This is a genomic window from Streptomyces sp. NPDC090499 (genome assembly GCF_044769305.1).
Taxonomy (GTDB): Bacteria; Actinomycetota; Actinomycetes; order Streptomycetales; family Streptomycetaceae; genus Streptomyces.
In genome coordinates this window covers 309808-326039 of the sequence record NZ_JBIVXP010000001.1, presented here as the reverse complement: position 1 = coordinate 326039, position 16232 = coordinate 309808, and the positions used below count along the sequence as shown (strand labels likewise).

Annotated in this window: 11 protein-coding genes; 7 read left to right on the top strand and 4 right to left on the bottom strand. The window is 71.5% G+C overall.

What is annotated here, in order from left to right; genetic code table 11:
• Nucleotides 1-7: 7 nt before the first annotated feature.
• Nucleotides 8-1144 carry an ADP-ribosylglycohydrolase family protein gene (locus ACIQVL_RS01480; RefSeq protein WP_403473972.1) on the bottom strand — a complete coding sequence of 379 codons (1137 nt, stop codon included), beginning with the start codon at nt 1142-1144 and terminating at the stop codon, nt 8-10.
• A complete protein-coding gene (locus tag ACIQVL_RS01475) occupies nt 1123-2442 on the bottom strand; it encodes an ADP-ribosylglycohydrolase family protein (protein WP_403473971.1) in 1320 nt (439 codons plus the stop codon). Before ACIQVL_RS01475 ends, ACIQVL_RS01480 begins: the two co-directional genes overlap by 22 nt.
• Before the next feature lie 298 nt (nt 2443-2740).
• Here ACIQVL_RS01475 and ACIQVL_RS01470 point away from each other — a divergent pair, with 298 nt between their 5' ends.
• The 5 genes from ACIQVL_RS01470 to ACIQVL_RS01450 all read left to right on the top strand — a co-directional run bounded on the left by ACIQVL_RS01470 (nt 2741) and on the right by ACIQVL_RS01450 (nt 12520).
• Nucleotides 2741-3472 (top strand): VIT1/CCC1 transporter family protein, encoded by a 732-nt coding sequence (locus ACIQVL_RS01470; protein ID WP_403435009.1) that lies wholly within the window; start codon nt 2741-2743, stop codon nt 3470-3472.
• Nucleotides 3473-3902: 430 nt separating this feature from the next.
• Nucleotides 3903-8450 carry a glutamate synthase large subunit gene (gltB, locus tag ACIQVL_RS01465; RefSeq protein WP_403435011.1) on the top strand — a complete coding sequence of 1516 codons (4548 nt, stop codon included), beginning with the start codon at nt 3903-3905 and terminating at the stop codon, nt 8448-8450.
• Entirely contained in the window at nt 8443-9903 is a 1461-nt protein-coding gene (locus tag ACIQVL_RS01460) for a glutamate synthase subunit beta (RefSeq protein WP_403435012.1), read from the top strand. Before gltB ends, ACIQVL_RS01460 begins: the two co-directional genes overlap by 8 nt.
• A 152-nt stretch (nt 9904-10055) precedes the next feature.
• Nucleotides 10056-10781 (top strand): vWA domain-containing protein, encoded by a 726-nt coding sequence (locus tag ACIQVL_RS01455; RefSeq protein ID WP_403435014.1) that lies wholly within the window; start codon nt 10056-10058, stop codon nt 10779-10781.
• Nucleotides 10782-10858: 77 nt separating this feature from the next.
• Nucleotides 10859-12520 carry a cytochrome bc complex cytochrome b subunit gene (locus ACIQVL_RS01450; protein ID WP_403435016.1) on the top strand — a complete coding sequence of 554 codons (1662 nt, stop codon included), beginning with the start codon at nt 10859-10861 and terminating at the stop codon, nt 12518-12520.
• A gap of 117 nt (nt 12521-12637) precedes the next feature.
• On the opposite strand, the gene ACIQVL_RS01445 is transcribed toward ACIQVL_RS01450, so the two are convergent.
• Both ACIQVL_RS01445 and ACIQVL_RS01440 read right to left on the bottom strand, forming a co-directional pair.
• Nucleotides 12638-13600 carry an acyl-CoA dehydrogenase family protein gene (locus ACIQVL_RS01445; RefSeq protein ID WP_403435018.1) on the bottom strand — a complete coding sequence of 321 codons (963 nt, stop codon included), beginning with the start codon at nt 13598-13600 and terminating at the stop codon, nt 12638-12640.
• A 1-nt stretch (nt 13601) separates the two neighbouring features.
• Nucleotides 13602-14741: an acyl-CoA dehydrogenase family protein gene (locus ACIQVL_RS01440; protein WP_403435480.1), complete on the bottom strand. Its 1140-nt coding sequence runs from the start codon at nt 14739-14741 to the stop codon at nt 13602-13604.
• 53 nt (nt 14742-14794) lie between these two features.
• On the opposite strand from ACIQVL_RS01440, the gene ACIQVL_RS01435 reads away from it, so the two are divergent.
• Both ACIQVL_RS01435 and ACIQVL_RS01430 read left to right on the top strand, forming a co-directional pair.
• Nucleotides 14795-15583, top strand: a complete 789-nt coding sequence (locus tag ACIQVL_RS01435; protein WP_403473970.1) for an SDR family oxidoreductase — start codon at nt 14795-14797, stop codon at nt 15581-15583.
• Nucleotides 15584-15598: 15 nt separating this feature from the next.
• Nucleotides 15599-16210 carry a TetR/AcrR family transcriptional regulator gene (locus ACIQVL_RS01430; protein WP_403435021.1) on the top strand — a complete coding sequence of 204 codons (612 nt, stop codon included), beginning with the start codon at nt 15599-15601 and terminating at the stop codon, nt 16208-16210.
• Nucleotides 16211-16232: the final 22 nt, after the last annotated feature.

Here is a 16232-nt window from a genome sequence, read left to right as displayed (position 1 = left end):
CACCGAATCATCCACCTGGACGGGCCGGTTGTGTGGCTTCCAGGAGTCCGGCGAGTTCCACCAGGTCCGTGCCGGTGAGGCGGGGGAGGGCGCAGCCGGACAGGGTGCGGCAGGCGTCCCGCCAGGACGGCGGGATCGTTGTCGCGCCGCCGAGTGCGCCGGTGAGCGCGCCGGCCAGGGCGGGGGCCGAGTCGGCGACCCGGGAGAGGCAGGCGGCCGCGGGCACGGCCTCGGCGATCCGGCCGCGCGCGGCGGTGGCGAGGGCGAGGGCGACCGGGACGGTTTCCGCGGCGGCGATGCCGTAGCTGTAGACGTGGTCGACGATTTGGTGTTCGAGGAGGGGGATCAGGGCGAACGCGGAGTCCGCGGTGCCGGCGAGGGTGAGGGCGTGCCGGGCGTTGCGGCCGATCTCGGTGGCCTCGGGGAGTTCGGTGAGGGCCGCGGCCACGCAGGTTTCGACCTCGGCGCCGACGAGGGCGAGGGCGAGGGCGGCGGCCATCGCGCGGGCGCCGTGCACTCCGTCGCCGTCCTGGGTGTAGCGGGCGTCGAACTCGGCGAGGTCGGCGGCGCGTTGGGGGTCGCCGGGGTGCGCGACGGCGAGGGCGCAGGCGCGGACGCAGGCGGCGTCGTCGAAGTAGTGCGGGTTGTCGTGGCCGGTGGCGGGCGGGCGCAGGCCGGCGGCGAGGTTGCCGAGGCCGGCGCGGACCGAGATGCGGGCGCGCAGGGGGAGCACGGCCGACTCGATCTCCGGGGCGCGTTCGGCCGCGGCGGCGACCTCGGAGGCGACGGCGGTCCAGGTGAGGTCGATGGCGGCACGGGTACGGAGCTCGCGGCTGAGGTCGCCGAGGAGGGTGTCGTCGCCGGCGCGCAGCACGGCCTCGGCGGCGAAGGCGGCCCACTCGGCGTCGTCGGAGGGGCCGAGGCGGAGCGGCTCGGGGGGCTGGTTGAGGGCGATGGGGACGGGGAGGGTGGTGGTCGCGTTGTGCTCGGCGAAGGTGTCGAGTTCGCGGGTGAGGCGGCGGGTCCACTCGGGCATGCGGGAGGCGCGGTGCCGCGCGGAGGGCCAGCCGGCGGCGTCGCCCGCCGCGAGGCCGAGGAGGAGCCCCTCGATACGACGCCGGTTCACCGGAGCCCCTCGCCGCACCCGGCCCCCAGGGGACTCCGCCCTCTGGATCCCCGTGACCTCGTCCGCCCACCACCCGACTCGGCCGGCAGAAAGGCGGCCGCCGGTGGCGGCTCGGTGGGGGTGAGGACGGGTGGTTCGGGGTGCGGCTCGGCCGGCAGCAGGGCTGACGTGACGGTCTGAGGTTCGCTCGGCGGAAACGCCGGCATGGCGGACCCCGGTCCCGTCCGTCCCGCAGCCGCAGCCGCAGCCGCAGCACCAGCAGCAGTCGCAGCACCAGCTGTAGCACCAGCCCCAGCTGATGCCGCAGACCCAGCCGCTGCCGCGGCCGTCAGCAGTTCCGCGACCTCCAGCACATGGTGCCCCGCCATCGACGGCAGGCAGCTCCCGCGTACCGGGCCGATCGCCGCCCCCCACTCCCGTGGGATCGCCGTCTCCCCCCGGGTCGCTCCGGCCAGCGCGCCGGCCACCGCGGCCGTGGTGTCCGCGTCGCGCCCCATGTTGACGGCCGTCAGCACCGCGTCGCGGAAGTCGCCGTCCGCCGCGGCGTACGCGCCGAAGGCCAGGGCCACCGCCTCCGGGGCCAGGTCGGTCCACGGGTAGCCGCCGATGACCACCGCGGAGCGGACCGCCCGCTCGCCGCGGTGGGCCACCGAGACGGCCCGGCGCAGGGAGCGGGCCGTCCAGGAGTCGTCCGGGATCACCGCGAGCGCCGCGGCGACCACCGCCGTGGGCGGGGCGCCCGCCATCGCCGCCGCGACCCCCGCCGCCACCGCCTGGCCGCCGTAGATGCCCTCGCCCTCGTGGCTCACCGAGCCGTCGACGGCGACGAGCCGGGCCGCCTCGGCGGGGCGGCCCGCCGCGAAGACGCCGAAGGGCGCCGCCCGCATGGCCAGTCCGTCGCTCCAGGCGTGCCGGTGCTGGGCGGAGATGGGGGCGGCGAGACCCCGGCGGAGGTTCTCCAGGGTGCCGCGTTCGCTGAAGCCGGCGCCCTTGAAGGGGCCCTCGGCGCGGTCGGCGATCCACTCGTGCCAGGCCGCCTCGACGTGGGCCGGGGTGAGCGCGGAGCCGTGCCGGGCGAGGAGGAGGCCGGAGAAGATCGCGTACTCGGTGTCGTCCGTACCGGCGGGACGGTCGGTCACGTATCCCGTGATGCGGCCCCAGCGGGCGCGGATCTCGGAGGGCTTCATGTTCTCCGCCGGTGCCCCGAGCGCGTCTCCCACGGCCAGGCCCAGGAGCGCGCCCCGCGCTCGGTCGTGCAGCTCCGGGGCGCGCTCGTCGGGGGCGGGGACCGGCGGGGTGCAGACGATCGGTGACATGGGCGGGCCTCTCCGGGAGGGGCTTCGCGCGGGGGCGCGGAACCGTTTGCGGATGTGTCCCACCAACGGCGGTTGACCGCAGCCTGAAGGGCCTCTACATCACCCGGTCGACATCTGTGCAGCACCTCGCACGTGTGAGCGGAGAGAGGTAAAACCGCAGGTTAGCCCAGCCTTTCCTTGCTGGCGGCGGGGAATGCGGGGGCGTAGCGTCAGAGTTGTCAAAAGATAGAACATGTCCAAACTTAGCTTTGCCTCAGCTTATTCGGGGCATGCGGCGAGACCTTTTGGGGGACCCTTCATGGCCGTCATCGAGACGCAGGCGACTCTGCACGAAGCCCACCGTGACAACCACACCCACCGGGATGTGAACGGGGGCTGGCTGCGGCCCGCCGTCTTCGGTGCCATGGACGGACTCGTCTCCAACCTCGCCCTGATGACCGGCGTGGCCGGCGGCGCCGTCGGCCACCAGACCATCGTGATCACCGGGCTCGCGGGTCTTGCCGCCGGCGCCTTCTCGATGGCCGCCGGCGAGTACACCTCCGTCGCCTCGCAGCGCGAGCTCGTCGAGGCCGAGCTGGACGTGGAGCGCCGGGAGCTGCGCAGGCACCCGCAGGACGAGGAGGCCGAGCTGGCCGCGCTGTACGAGGCGCGAGGCGTCGAGCCGGCGCTGGCCCGGGAGGTCGCCCGGCAGCTGTCCGCCGACCCCGAGCAGGCGCTGGAGATACACGCCAGGGAAGAACTCGGCATCGACCCCGGGGACCTGCCCTCGCCGCTGGTTGCCGCCGTCTCCTCCTTCGGGTCGTTCGCGCTCGGCGCGCTGCTGCCCGTGCTGCCGTTCCTGCTCGGCGCGACCGCGCTCTGGCCCGCCCTGCTGCTGGCCTTCGCCGGGCTGTTCGGCTGCGGTGCCGTGGTGGCCAAGGTGACCGCGCGGACCTGGTGGTTCAGCGGTCTGCGGCAGCTCGCGCTGGGGGGCGCGGCGGCCGGTGTGACGTACGCCCTGGGCACCCTTTTCGGGACGGCCGTAGGATAGGGCGACTGGTAGCTATGCGTTGGGCCGCATAAATACCCGTTACTCGCTGGTTTCGAATGCTTAACCACTGGGCATGAGCCGTAAGCGCCGCAGGCAATGAGGCCTGCCATGCACCTGTGGGGTGGCGCGACGCCCACCCCGCCCCTGCGGACCGATGGACACGGATCTGTCCGGATCGGTCCCCCACCACCTTCACCGCTTTGCGCGGTACGTCGCCGTAAACCCCTGCGGCGTCCGCATGTTGGAACGGTGTATCCAGTTCCCGAGAACCGCTCCATCATGTAACCTGCGTGAAATTTCGCAACAAAAACGCAGAGGGCCAGCGTCGTCCCTCGGCACCTGCTATACGCCACTGACGACGACGGGAGAGCCGATGCGTACGCCGCGCCAGCCGTCCCAGCACTCCACGAACGGCCGAAACTGGTCGTTCATGGATGCTCGCCCTGCTGCGCAGGGTATGTACGACCCCCGCAACGAGCGCGACGCCTGCGGCGTCGGCTTCGTGGCCACCCTCACCGGCGAGGCGAGCCATGCGCTGGTCGAGCAGGCGCTCACGGTTCTGCGCAACCTGGAGCACCGCGGCGCGACCGGCTCCGAGCCCGACTCCGGCGACGGTGCGGGCCTGCTCTCCCAGGTGCCCGACGCCTTCTTCCGTGAGGTGGCCGGATTCGAACTGCCGACGGCCGGTGCGTACGCCGTGGGTATCGCCTTCCTGCCCGAGGACGGCACGCAGGACGCCGTCTCGCAGATCGAGACGATCGCGGCCGACGAGGGCCTCACCGTCCTCGGCTGGCGCGAGGTCCCGGTCGCCCCGCAGCTGCTGGGCGCCACCGCCCGCTCCACCATGCCGGTCTTCCGGCAGGTGTTCGTGACTGACGGCGCCAGCGAGGGCATCGCGCTGGACCGCAGGGCGTTCGTGCTGCGCAAGCGCGCCGAGCGGGAGGCGGGCGTCTACTTCCCCTCGCTGTCCGCGCGGACCATCGTCTACAAGGGCATGCTGACCACCGGCCAGCTGGAGCCCTTCTTCCCGGACCTGTCCGACCGCCGCTTCGCATCCGCGATCGCGCTCGTGCACTCCCGGTTCTCCACCAACACCTTCCCGTCGTGGCCGCTCGCCCACCCCTACCGGTTCGTCGCCCACAACGGTGAGATCAACACCGTCAAGGGCAACCGCAACTGGATGCGGGCCCGCGAGTCGCAGCTGGTCTCCGACCTGTTCGGCCCGCAGGAGAAGCTGGACCGGGTCTTCCCGATCTGTACGCCCGACGCCTCCGACTCGGCCTCCTTCGACGAGGTGCTGGAGCTCCTGCACCTCGGCGGGCGTTCGCTGCCGCACTCCGTGCTGATGATGATCCCGGAGGCGTGGGAGAACCACGACTCCATGGACCCGGCCCGGCGCGCCTTCTACGGCTTCCACGCCACGATGATGGAGCCCTGGGACGGCCCCGCCTGCGTCACCTTCACCGACGGCTCCCAGGTCGGCGCCGTTCTCGACCGCAACGGTCTGCGTCCCGGCCGCTACTGGGTCACCGACGAGGGCCTGGTCGTCCTCGGCTCCGAGGTCGGCGTCCTCGACATCGACCCCGCCAGGGTCGTCCGCAAGGGCCGGCTGCAGCCCGGCCGGATGTTCCTCGTCGACACCGTCGAGCACCGCATCATCGAGGACGACGAGATCAAGGCCGGCCTCGCCGCCGCGCAGCCGTACGCGGAGTGGCTGGAGGCCGGCGAGATCGAGCTGGGCGACCTGCCCGAGCGCGAGCACATCGTGCACACCCACGCCTCGGTCACCCGCCGCCAGCAGACCTTCGGCTACACCGAGGAGGAGCTGCGCGTCATCCTCGCGCCGATGGCCAAGGCCGGCGCCGAGCCGATCGGCTCCATGGGCACCGACTCGCCCATCGCCGCGCTGAGCGAGCGCCCGCGGCTGCTCTTCGACTACTTCACCCAGCTCTTCGCGCAGGTCACCAACCCGCCGCTGGACGCGATCCGGGAAGAGCTCGTCACTTCGCTGCGCAGCTCGCTGGGCCCCGCGGGCAACCTGCTCGACCCGAACGCCGCGTCCTGCCGCTCGGTCGTGCTGCCCTTCCCGGTGATCGACAACGACGAGCTGGCCAAGCTCATCCACATCAACGCCGACGGCGACATGCCCGGCTTCAAGGCCGCGACCCTGTCCGGCCTGTACCGGGTCTCCGGCGGCGGCGACTCGCTCGCCGCGCGCATCGAGGAGATCTGCGCCGAGGCCGACGCGGCCATCGAGAACGGCGCCCGGCTGATCGTCCTGTCGGACCGGCACTCGGACGCCGAGCACGCGCCGATCCCGTCGCTGCTGCTCACCGCGGCCGTCCACCACCACCTCATCCGCACCAAGCAGCGCACCCACGTGGGCCTGCTCGTCGAGGCCGGTGACGTCCGCGAGGTCCACCACGTCGCCCTGCTGATCGGCTTCGGCGCCGCCGCCGTCAACCCGTACCTGGCCATGGAGTCCGTCGAGGACCTGACCCGCGCGGGCACCTTCCTGCCGGGCATGGAGGCCGAGCAGGCCATCCGCAACCTGATCTACGCCCTCGGCAAGGGCGTCCTGAAGGTCATGTCCAAGATGGGCATCTCCACGGTCGCCTCCTACCGCGGCGCCCAGGTCTTCGAGGCCGTCGGTCTCGAGGCGGGCTTCGTCGACAAGTACTTCAACGGCACCGCCTCCAAGATCGGCGGCGTCGGCATCGACGTCATCGCCAAGGAGGTCGCCGCCCGCCACGCCAAGGCCTACCCGGCCTCCGGCATCGCACCGGCGCACCGCGCCCTCGACATAGGCGGCGAGTACCAGTGGCGCCGCGAGGGCGAGCCGCACCTGTTCGACCCGGAGACGGTCTTCCGCCTCCAGCACTCGACGCGTGCCAACCGCTACGACATCTTCAAGAAGTACACGGACCGCGTGAACGAGCAGTCCGAGCGGCTGATGACGCTCCGCGGCCTGTTCGGCTTCAAGACGGGCCTTGAGGGGCGCCGGCCGATCCCCGTCGACGAGGTCGAGCCGGTCTCCGAGATCGTCAAGCGCTTCTCGACCGGTGCCATGTCCTACGGCTCCATCTCGCGCGAGGCCCACGAGACCCTCGCCATCGCCATGAACCAGCTGGGCGGCAAGTCCAACACCGGTGAGGGCGGCGAGGACCCGGACCGCCTCTACGACCCGGCGCGCCGGTCCGCCATCAAGCAGGTGGCCTCCGGCCGCTTCGGCGTGACCTCGGAGTACCTGGTCAACGCGGACGACATCCAGATCAAGATGGCCCAGGGCGCCAAGCCCGGCGAGGGCGGTCAGCTGCCCGGCCACAAGGTCTACCCGTGGGTCGCCAAGACCCGGCACTCCACCCCGGGCGTCGGCCTGATCTCCCCGCCGCCGCACCACGACATCTACTCCATCGAGGACCTGGCCCAGCTGATCCACGACCTCAAGAACGTGAACCCGCAGGCGCGGATTCACGTCAAGCTGGTCTCCGAGGTCGGCGTCGGCACGGTCGCGGCCGGTGTGTCCAAGGCGCACGCGGACGTGGTGCTCATCTCCGGCCACGACGGCGGCACGGGTGCCTCCCCGCTGACCTCGCTGAAGCACGCGGGCGGCCCCTGGGAGCTCGGCCTCGCCGAGACCCAGCAGACCCTGCTGCTCAACGGCCTGCGGGACCGCATCGTCGTGCAGACCGACGGCCAGCTGAAGACCGGCCGTGACGTCGTCATCGCCGCGCTGCTCGGCGCCGAGGAGTTCGGTTTCGCGACCGCGCCGCTCGTCGTCTCCGGCTGCATCATGATGCGCGTCTGCCACCTCGACACCTGCCCGGTCGGCGTCGCCACCCAGAACCCGGTGCTGCGCGACCGCTTCTCCGGCAAGGCCGAGTACGTGGTGAACTTCTTCAGGTTCATCGCCGAGGAGGTCCGCGAGATCCTCGCCGAGCTGGGCTTCCGCACCATCGAGGAGGCCGTCGGCCACGCGGAGGCGCTGGACGTCACCCGTGCCGTCGACCACTGGAAGGCGCAGGGCCTGGACCTGGCCCCGCTCTTCTACGTGCCCGAACTCCCCGAGGGCGCGGCCCTGCACCGGACCGTCGCACAGGACCACGGCCTGGAGAAGGCCCTGGACAACGAGCTGATCAAGCTCGCCTCCGACGCCCTGGCCGCGTCCAGCGCCATCGACGCCCAGCCGGTGCGCGCCCAGATCAAGGTCCGCAACATCAACCGCACGGTCGGCACCATGCTCGGCCACGAGGTGACGAAGAAGTTCGGCGGCGCGGGCCTGCCCGACGACACCATCGACATCACCTTCACCGGCTCGGCCGGCCAGTCCTTCGGCGCCTTCCTGCCGCGCGGTGTCACGCTCCGCCTGGAGGGCGACGCCAACGACTACGTCGGCAAGGGCCTCTCCGGCGGCCGTGTCATCGTCCGTCCGGACCGGGCCGCCGACCACCTCGCCGAGTACTCCACCATCGCGGGCAACACCATCGCGTACGGCGCGACCGGCGGCGAGCTGTTCCTGCGCGGCCGGACCGGCGAGCGGTTCTGCGTCCGCAACTCCGGCGCGCTGGTGGTCTCGGAGGGCGTGGGCGACCACGGCTGCGAGTACATGACCGGCGGCCACGCGGTGGTCCTCGGCGAGACGGGCCGCAACTTCGCGGCCGGCATGTCCGGCGGCGTCGCCTACGTCATCGACCTGAACCGCGACAACGTCAACGTCGCCAGCGTGGACGCGATCGAGGCCCTGGACGACGCGGACAGGCAGTGGCTGCACGACGTGGTGCGCCGGCACGCCGAGGACACCGGCTCCACGGTCGCCGACAAGCTGCTCGCCGACTGGGACACGGCCGTGCAGCGGTTCAGCAAGATCATCCCCAGCACGTACAAGGCAGTGCTCGCCGCCAAGGACGCCGCCGAGCGAGCCGGTCTCTCCGAGACCGAGACCCACGAGAAGATGATGGAGGCGGCGATCAATGGCTGACCCGAAGGGCTTCCTGAACCACGGCCGTGAGGTCGCCAAGACCCGTCCCGTCACCGAGCGCGTCAAGGACTGGAACGAGGTCTACGTCCCGGGCTCGCTGCTGCCGATCATCAGCAAGCAGGCCAGCCGGTGCATGGACTGCGGCATCCCGTTCTGCCACAACGGCTGTCCGCTCGGGAACCTGATCCCCGAGTGGAACGACTTCGCCTACCGCGAGGACTGGACGGCGGCGTCGGAGCGCCTGCACGCCACGAACAACTTCCCGGAGTTCACGGGCCGCCTGTGCCCGGCCCCGTGCGAGTCGGCGTGCGTGCTCGGCATCAACCAGCCGGCCGTCACCATCAAGAACGTCGAGGTCTCCATCATCGACCAGGCGTGGGAGGCCGGGACCGTCGCCCCGCAGGCCCCCGAGCGCCTGTCCGGCAAGACCGTCGCCGTCATCGGCTCGGGCCCCGCGGGCCTGGCCGCCGCCCAGCAGCTGACCCGGGCCGGCCACACGGTCGCCGTCTACGAGCGCGCCGACCGCGTCGGCGGCCTGCTCCGCTACGGCATCCCCGAGTTCAAGATGGAGAAGCGGCACATCAACCGCCGTATCGAGCAGATGCGCGCGGAGGGCACCCGCTTCCGTACCGGTATCGAGATCGGCGTCGACCTCAAGGCGACCGACCTGAGGAAGCGGTACGACGCGGTCGTCATCGCCGCCGGCGCCACGACCGCCCGCGACCTCCCGGTCCCCGGCCGCGAGCTCAAGGGCGTCCACCAGGCGATGGAGTACCTGCCGCTGTCGAACAAGGTCCAGGAGGGCGACTACGTCACCTCCCCGATCTCGGCCGAGGGCAAGCACGTGGTCGTGATCGGCGGCGGCGACACCGGCGCGGACTGCGTGGGCACCGCCCACCGCCAGGGCGCGGCCTCCGTCACCCAGCTGGAGATCATGCCCCGGCCGGGCGAGGACCGGGCACCGCACCAGCCGTGGCCGACCTTCCCGATGCTCTACAAGGTCACCTCGGCGCACGAGGAGGGCGGCGAGCGGGTCTACTCCGTCTCCACCACCCACTTCGAGGGCGACGAGGACGGCAACGTCCAGTGGCTGCACCTCACCGAGGTGGAGTTCGTCGACGGCAAGCTGACCCCGAAGCCGGGCACCGAGCGGAAGATCCCGGCCCAGCTGGTCACCCTGGCCATGGGCTTCACCGGCACCGACCGGGTGAACGGTGTCGTGGACCAGTTCGGTCTTGAGCTCGACGAGCGCGGCAACGTCGCCCGCGACGCCGACTTCCAGACCAACGTCCCCGGTGTCTTCGTCGCCGGTGACGCCGGCCGCGGCCAGTCCCTGATCGTCTGGGCCATCGCCGAGGGCCGCTCGGCCGCCAAGGGCGTCGACCGCTTCCTCACCGGCGCCAGCGACCTCCCGGCCCCGATCCGCCCGACGGACCGCTCACTGATGGTCTGAGCCACACCTCAACAGACGTCCCGTACAAAGGCGTACGGAACACAGACGGCGCCTGCCCCACAGTCCCCGACCGGACGACCGGGCAGGCGCCGCCGCCTTTCCGCGATCAAGTAACCTCGGCCTCCTGAACCAGGGGCGAGGGGGAGCAGGACATGGCCGCGATCAGTCTCAGCAAGGTGGAGCAGACCGCGCCCGCGCTGGTCGGCTCGTACCGGTCGGCCGGGATCTCCCTCACCAAACACGGACTCGACGGACTGCGGGCCGCCGTCTACCTGGTCGTCGACTACTCCGGTTCGATGAAGCCCTACTACGCGGACGGCAGCGTGCAGGCCCTCGCCGACCGGGTCCTCGGCCTCTCCGCGCACCTGGACGACGACGGTCAGGTCCCCGTCGTCTTCTTCTCCACGGACATCGACGCGGTCACCGACATCAAGCTGGCCGAACACACCGGCCGGATCGAGAAGATCGCGGCCGGGCTCGGGCACATGGGCAAGACCAGCTACCACCTGGCCATGGACGCCGTGATCGACCACTACCTGGACAGCGGGTCCACCGCGCCCGCCCTGGTCGTCTTCCAGACCGACGGCGGCCCGATCAACAAGCTCGCCGCGGAACGCTACCTGTGCAAGGCGGCCAGGCTGCCGCTGTTCTGGCAGTTCGTCGGCTTCGGTGACCCGCACAGCAAACAGTTCGACTTCCTGCGCAAGCTCGACGAACTGGCGGTGCCGGGGAAGCGGGCGGTGGACAACGCGGGCTTCTTCCACGCCGGTTCGGACCCGCGGAAGGTGCCGGACGGCGAGCTGTACGACCGTCTCGTCGGCGAGTTCCCGCAGTGGCTGGCGGCGGCGCGGGCGGCGGGCATCGTCGGGGCGGGCTGAGTTTACGTCGCACCGTTGGCTGTAGCGCTCCGGCGTGCCACCCTGAGGGGTGATCCGGCGGGGAGGCGACGCGACGTATGGACGACGCGGCACGAACGGTGAACGGACAGGCACGGGTGGGAAGTTCCGCGGACCGAGCGGAGCCGCCCGGCAAGGGTGAGAAGCTCGCGGACTGGGCGGACGGCCGGCTCGGGATCTACGCCCTGGCCAAGGCGAACATGCGCAAGGTGTTCCCGGACCACTGGTCCTTCATGCTGGGCGAGATCTGCCTCTACAGCTTCCTCATCCTGATCCTCACCGGCATCTACCTCACCCTGTTCTTCGAGCCCAGCGGCGCCGAGGTCGTCTACCACGGCACCTACCAGCCGCTGAACGGCATCATCATGACCAAGGCGTACGAGTCGACGCTGCACATCAGCTTCGACGTGCGCGGCGGCCTGCTGATCCGGCAGATCCACCACTGGGCGGCGCTGGTCTTCGTGGCCGGCATGGTCGTCCACATGATGCGGGTGTTCTTCACCGGTGCCTTCCGCAAGCCGCGCGAGGTCAACTGGCTGTTCGGCTGGCTGCTGCTGTTCCTCGCCATCCTCACCGGCCTGACCGGCTACTCGCTCCCCGACGACCTGCTCTCCGGCACCGGCGTCCGGTTCGCCGACGGCGCGATCCTCTCGATCCCGATCGTCGGCTCGTACCTCTCGTTCTTCCTGTTCGGCGGGGAGTTCCCGGGCCACGACATCATCTCGCGGTTCTTCCCGATCCACGTGCTGCTGCTGCCCGGGATCATGCTGGGACTGGTCGTCGCCCACCTGATCCTGGTCTTCTACCACAAGCACACCCAGTACCCCGGGCCCGGACGCGACCAGAAGAGCGTGGTCGGCATGCCCTTCCTGCCGGTCTACATGGCCAAGGCCGGCGGCTTCTTCTTCCTGGTCTTCGGGATCCTCGCGCTCATCGGCGGCATCGCCACCATCAACCCGGTGTGGGCCTTCGGCCCCTACCGCCCCGACCTGGTCACCACCGGCGCCCAGCCCGACTGGTACCTGGGCTTCTCCGAGGGGCTGATCCGCGTCATGCCCGGCTGGGAGATCAACGCCTGGGGCCACACGCTGGAGCCGGGCGTCTTCATCCCCTTCTCGCTCTTCCCGCTGTTCATGCTGGCCATCGGCGTCTACCCGTTCATCGAGGCGTGGATCACCGGCGACAGGCGCGAGCACCACATCCTGGACCGGCCGCGCAACGCGCCGGTCCGCACCGGCCTCGGCGTGGCCTGGCTCAGCGAGTACTTCGTGCTGCTGATCGGCGGCGGCAACGACATCGTCGCCACCCATCTCCACCTCTCCATCAACTCGATCACCTGGTTCGTCCGGATCTCCGTCTTCGTCGTCCCCGTCCTCGCTTTCGTCATCACCAAACGCATCTGCCTCGGCCTGCAGCGCCGGGACCGTGACAAGGTCCTGCACGGCAGGGAGACCGGCCTCATCAAGATGCTCCCGCACGGCGAGTACATCGAGGTCCACGAACCGCTCGGCCAGGGCAGCCTGTTCGTCCTCACCCAGCACGAACAGAACCCGCCGTACGAGATCGGGCCGCTGGAGGACGCGAACGGCGTACGGCGCAAGGTCACGCTCGCCCAGCGGGTACGGGCGAGTATGGCGAAGGGGATGTACGGCCCGGACACCCACATCCCGAAGCCGACGAAGGAGGAGTACCGGGAGATCACGAGCGGGGATCACCACTAGAGACGCCCCGAGGGCAGGCGCCCCGGCCGAAGGCCGGGGGTGGAAGGCCGGGGGTGGAAGGCCGGGGGTGGAAGGCCGGGGGTGGAACCGCGCGACCGGCCACGGACGGCACGCAGCTCACCCGCGGCCTTCGAGTATCACCCCTCGGCAGTCCTCGGGCGCCCCCCAGGCACCGCGCAGCGCACGTGCCTTGGTCAGCCACAACGACAGGTCGTACTCCGCCGTGTAACCGATCGCCCCGTGCAGCTGCAGCGCGGCCCGCGCCCCGGCGTACGCCGCCTCGCACGCGCCGAGCTTCGCCGCCGCCACGTCCGCCGGCGCCATCGTGACCGCCGCCCCGAACACCAGCGGCCGTGCGAACTCCAGCGCGATCTTCACATCGGCCAGTCGATGCCGGACCGCCTGGAACGACCCGACAGGCACGCCGAACTGGGTCCGCTGCTTGACGTACGCCACCGTTCTGTCGAGCAGGGCCAGCCCCACCCCCAGCGCCTGCGCGGCCGTGGCCAGCCGGGCCCAGGTCAGTGCCTGCGCCCACGGCGGCTCCGCACCGAGCAGCTCACCGACCGGAAACAGCGGGGCGAGCCGGCGCGCGGGGTCCAGGGACCGGCGTACCGCCCCGGCGCCGGAGGACAGCAGCAGGCCCTCCGGCGCTGCCGCGAGCCGCACATCCGCCGCGTCCCCGTCCAGTGCCAACCCGTAACCGTGCTGCTCGAACGCCACCGTCGCCACCGTCCCGCCCGACGCGATCCCCGGCAGGAACCGCTTGGCGAGGCCGGCGCCGTCATCGAGCAGCACCGCCGCCGCCACCGTCTCCGCCAGCGGCCCCGGCACCGCGAACCGCCCCAACTCCACGAACGCGACGGCGAGTTCGACGGCCCGGCGACCCACCCCGCCGTACTCCTCCGGCACCGCGAGCCCGAACACCCCCGCCTCGCCGAGCCGGCCCCACAGCGCCCGCCCGCTCGCCTGCTCGCCGCGGCTCCAGTCGCGTATCACCACCGGCGTGTCCGCCGCCGTCAGCAGCGCCCGCAGGGCGTCGGCGAAGTCGCGCTGCCCGGTGTCGGGGAGGAAACGCATGTCAGCGGCGTCCCTTCGGCAGGCCGAGCAGCCGCTCGGCGATGATGTCGCGCTGGATCTCGTTGGTGCCCGCGTAGACCGGCCCGGCCAGGGAGAAGACATAACCCTCCGACCACGGTGTGTCGGCCAGTTCGCCCTCCGTGCCCAGCAGGTCGAGCGCCGTCTCGTGCAGCGCCAGGTCCAGCTCCGACCAGAACACCTTGTTCAGGCTGGACTCCGGGCCGAGCGACCCGCCGTCCAGGAAGCGGGCGGCGGCCGCGTAGGTGAACAGCTGATACGCGCGGGCGCCGACGACGGCGTCGGCCACCCGGGCCGCGGCCGACTCCGGTTCGCCCCGCGCCCGCCAGAGGTCCCGCAACCGGTCGGCGGCGGCCAGGAACCGCCCCGGCGACCGCAGGGTCAGCCCCCGCTCGTTCCCCGCGGCCGACATCGCGATCCGCCAGCCCTGGCCCGGCTCGCCGATCACGTCGTCGTCGGGCACGAACACCTCGTCCAGGAAGAGCTCCGCGAACGCCGGCTTCCCGTCGAGACGGCCGATCGGACGCATGGTCACCCCGGGCGCGCGCAGGTCGAACATCAGGTACGTGAGGCCCTGATGCGGTCTGGGCGTGCGGGGCTCGCTGCGGAACAGTCCGAACGCGCGGTCGGCGAAGGCCGCCCGTGACGACCAGGTCTTCTGGCCGGTGAGCAGCCAGCCGCCGTCCGTCCGCACGGCCCTGGACGTGAGGGAGGCCAGGTCGGAACCCGCCTCGGGCTCGGACCAGGCCTGCGCCCAGACCACTTCCCCGGTGGCCATCGGCGGCAGCACCCGCGCGCGCTGCTCCTCGGTGCCGTGGTCGAAGAGGGTCGGTGCGAGCAGGCTGATGCCGTTCTGGCCGACCCGGCCCGGCGCGCCCGCCGCCCAGTACTCCTCCTCGAAGACCAGCCATCGCAGCAGCCCCGCGCCCCGGCCGCCGTACTCCTTCGGCCAGGACACCACCGACCAGCGGTCCGCCGCCAGTTCGGCCTCCCAGACGCGGTGCGCGGCGAAGCCCTCGGCGGTCTCCAGGGACGGAGGCGGGGGGTCGGGTACGTGCTCCGCCAGCCACGCGCGGGCCTCGGTGCGGAACTCCTCGTCCGCCGGGCTGTGGGTCAGGTCCACGGTCGCCGTCACCATCCTTCCCTAACAAGTGTTTGGTAGGTTAGCGTGGGGTCATGACAGGCGTCGAGAGTCCGGAGTACGTGCCCGGGCACGGGCTGCTCAAGGGGCGCACCGCCGTGATCACCGCCGCGGCCGGGGCGGGGATCGGCGGGGCGACCGCGCGCCGCTTCCTGGAGGAGGGCGCCCGCGTGCTGATCAGCGACGCGCACGCGCGGCGCCTGAAGGAGTACGCAGCCGAGCTGGCCGGCGAGCATCCGGGCGCCGTGACCGCGGTCCCGTGCGACGTGACCGAAGAGCCCCAGGTCCAGGGGCTCTTCGACACCGCCGTGCGGGAGCACGGACGGCTGGACATCGTGGTCAACAACGCCGGTCTCGGCGGGACCTCGGCCCTCGTCGACATGACGGACGACCAGTGGACGCGCGTCCTGGACGTCACCCTCAACGGCACCTTCCGGTGCTCGCGGGCCGCCCTGCGGCACTTCCGCGAGGGCGGGCAGGGCGGGGTGATCGTCAACAACTCCTCCGTCGTCGGCTGGCGCGCCCAGGCCGGCCAGGCCCACTACGCCGCCGCCAAGGCCGGCGTGATGGCGCTGACCCGGTGCACGGCGATCGAGGCCGCCGGGTACGGCGTGCGGGTCAACGCGGTGGCGCCGAGCCTCGCCATGCATCCGCACCTGGTGAAGGTGACCTCGGCCGAACTGCTGGCGGAGCTCACCGCCCGCGAGGCCTTCGGACGGTACGCCGAACCCTGGGAGGTGGCCAACGCGATCGTCTTCCTGGCGTCCGGCTACTCCTCGTACCTCACCGGAGAGGTCGTCTCCGTCAGCAGCCAGCACCCGTAGGACGAGAATGTACCCGTGCCGACCAAGAAGAAGCCCCAGGTGACCGCCGCCCCCGCCCGGCGCCGCGAACTCCTCGAAACCGCCGCCGAGGTCTTCGCCGAGCAGGGCTACAACGCCACCACCGTGCGCAAGATCGCGGACCACGCGGGCATGCTCGCCGGCAGCCTCTACTACCACTTCGACTCCAAGGAATCGATGCTGGAGGAGATCCTGCGGACCTTCCTCGACGAGCTCTGGGACGGCTACGGCACCGTCCTGGACGCCGGGCTCGGTCCCCGTGAGACCCTCGAAGCCCTGGTCACCGAGTCGTTCCGGGAGATCGACCGGCACCGCGCCGCCGTCGCCATCTACCAGAAGGAGAGCAGGCAACTGGTCGCGCAGCAGCGGTTCGAGTTCCTCGCCGAGTCGCAGCGCAGGTTCGAGAAGGCATGGCTGTCGACGCTGGAGCGCGGGGTCGCCGCGCACGTCTTCCGCGCCGACCTCGACGTCCGCCTCACCTACCGGTTCGTGCGCGACACCGTGTGGGTCGCCGCCTCCTGGTACCGGCCCGGCGGACAGCACAGCCCGGAGGAGATCGCCCGCCAGTACCTGTCGATGGTGCTGGACGGGATCGCCGTCCGTGAGTAGCCCACCCATTCGTTGAAAGCCC

Coding starts and splice junctions, on each gene's coding strand:
- ACIQVL_RS01475 (WP_403473971.1), bottom strand. CDS start 2,442: ATGTCACCGATCGTCTGCACCCCGCCGGTCCCCGCCCCCGACGAGCGC.
- ACIQVL_RS01470 (WP_403435009.1), top strand. CDS start 2,741: ATGGCCGTCATCGAGACGCAGGCGACTCTGCACGAAGCCCACCGTGAC.
- gltB (WP_403435011.1), top strand. CDS start 3,903: ATGGATGCTCGCCCTGCTGCGCAGGGTATGTACGACCCCCGCAACGAG.
- ACIQVL_RS01460 (WP_403435012.1), top strand. CDS start 8,443: ATGGCTGACCCGAAGGGCTTCCTGAACCACGGCCGTGAGGTCGCCAAG.
- ACIQVL_RS01455 (WP_403435014.1), top strand. CDS start 10,056: ATGGCCGCGATCAGTCTCAGCAAGGTGGAGCAGACCGCGCCCGCGCTG.
- ACIQVL_RS01450 (WP_403435016.1), top strand. CDS start 10,859: ATGGACGACGCGGCACGAACGGTGAACGGACAGGCACGGGTGGGAAGT.
- ACIQVL_RS01445 (WP_403435018.1), bottom strand. CDS start 13,600: ATGCGTTTCCTCCCCGACACCGGGCAGCGCGACTTCGCCGACGCCCTG.
- ACIQVL_RS01435 (WP_403473970.1), top strand. CDS start 14,795: ATGACAGGCGTCGAGAGTCCGGAGTACGTGCCCGGGCACGGGCTGCTC.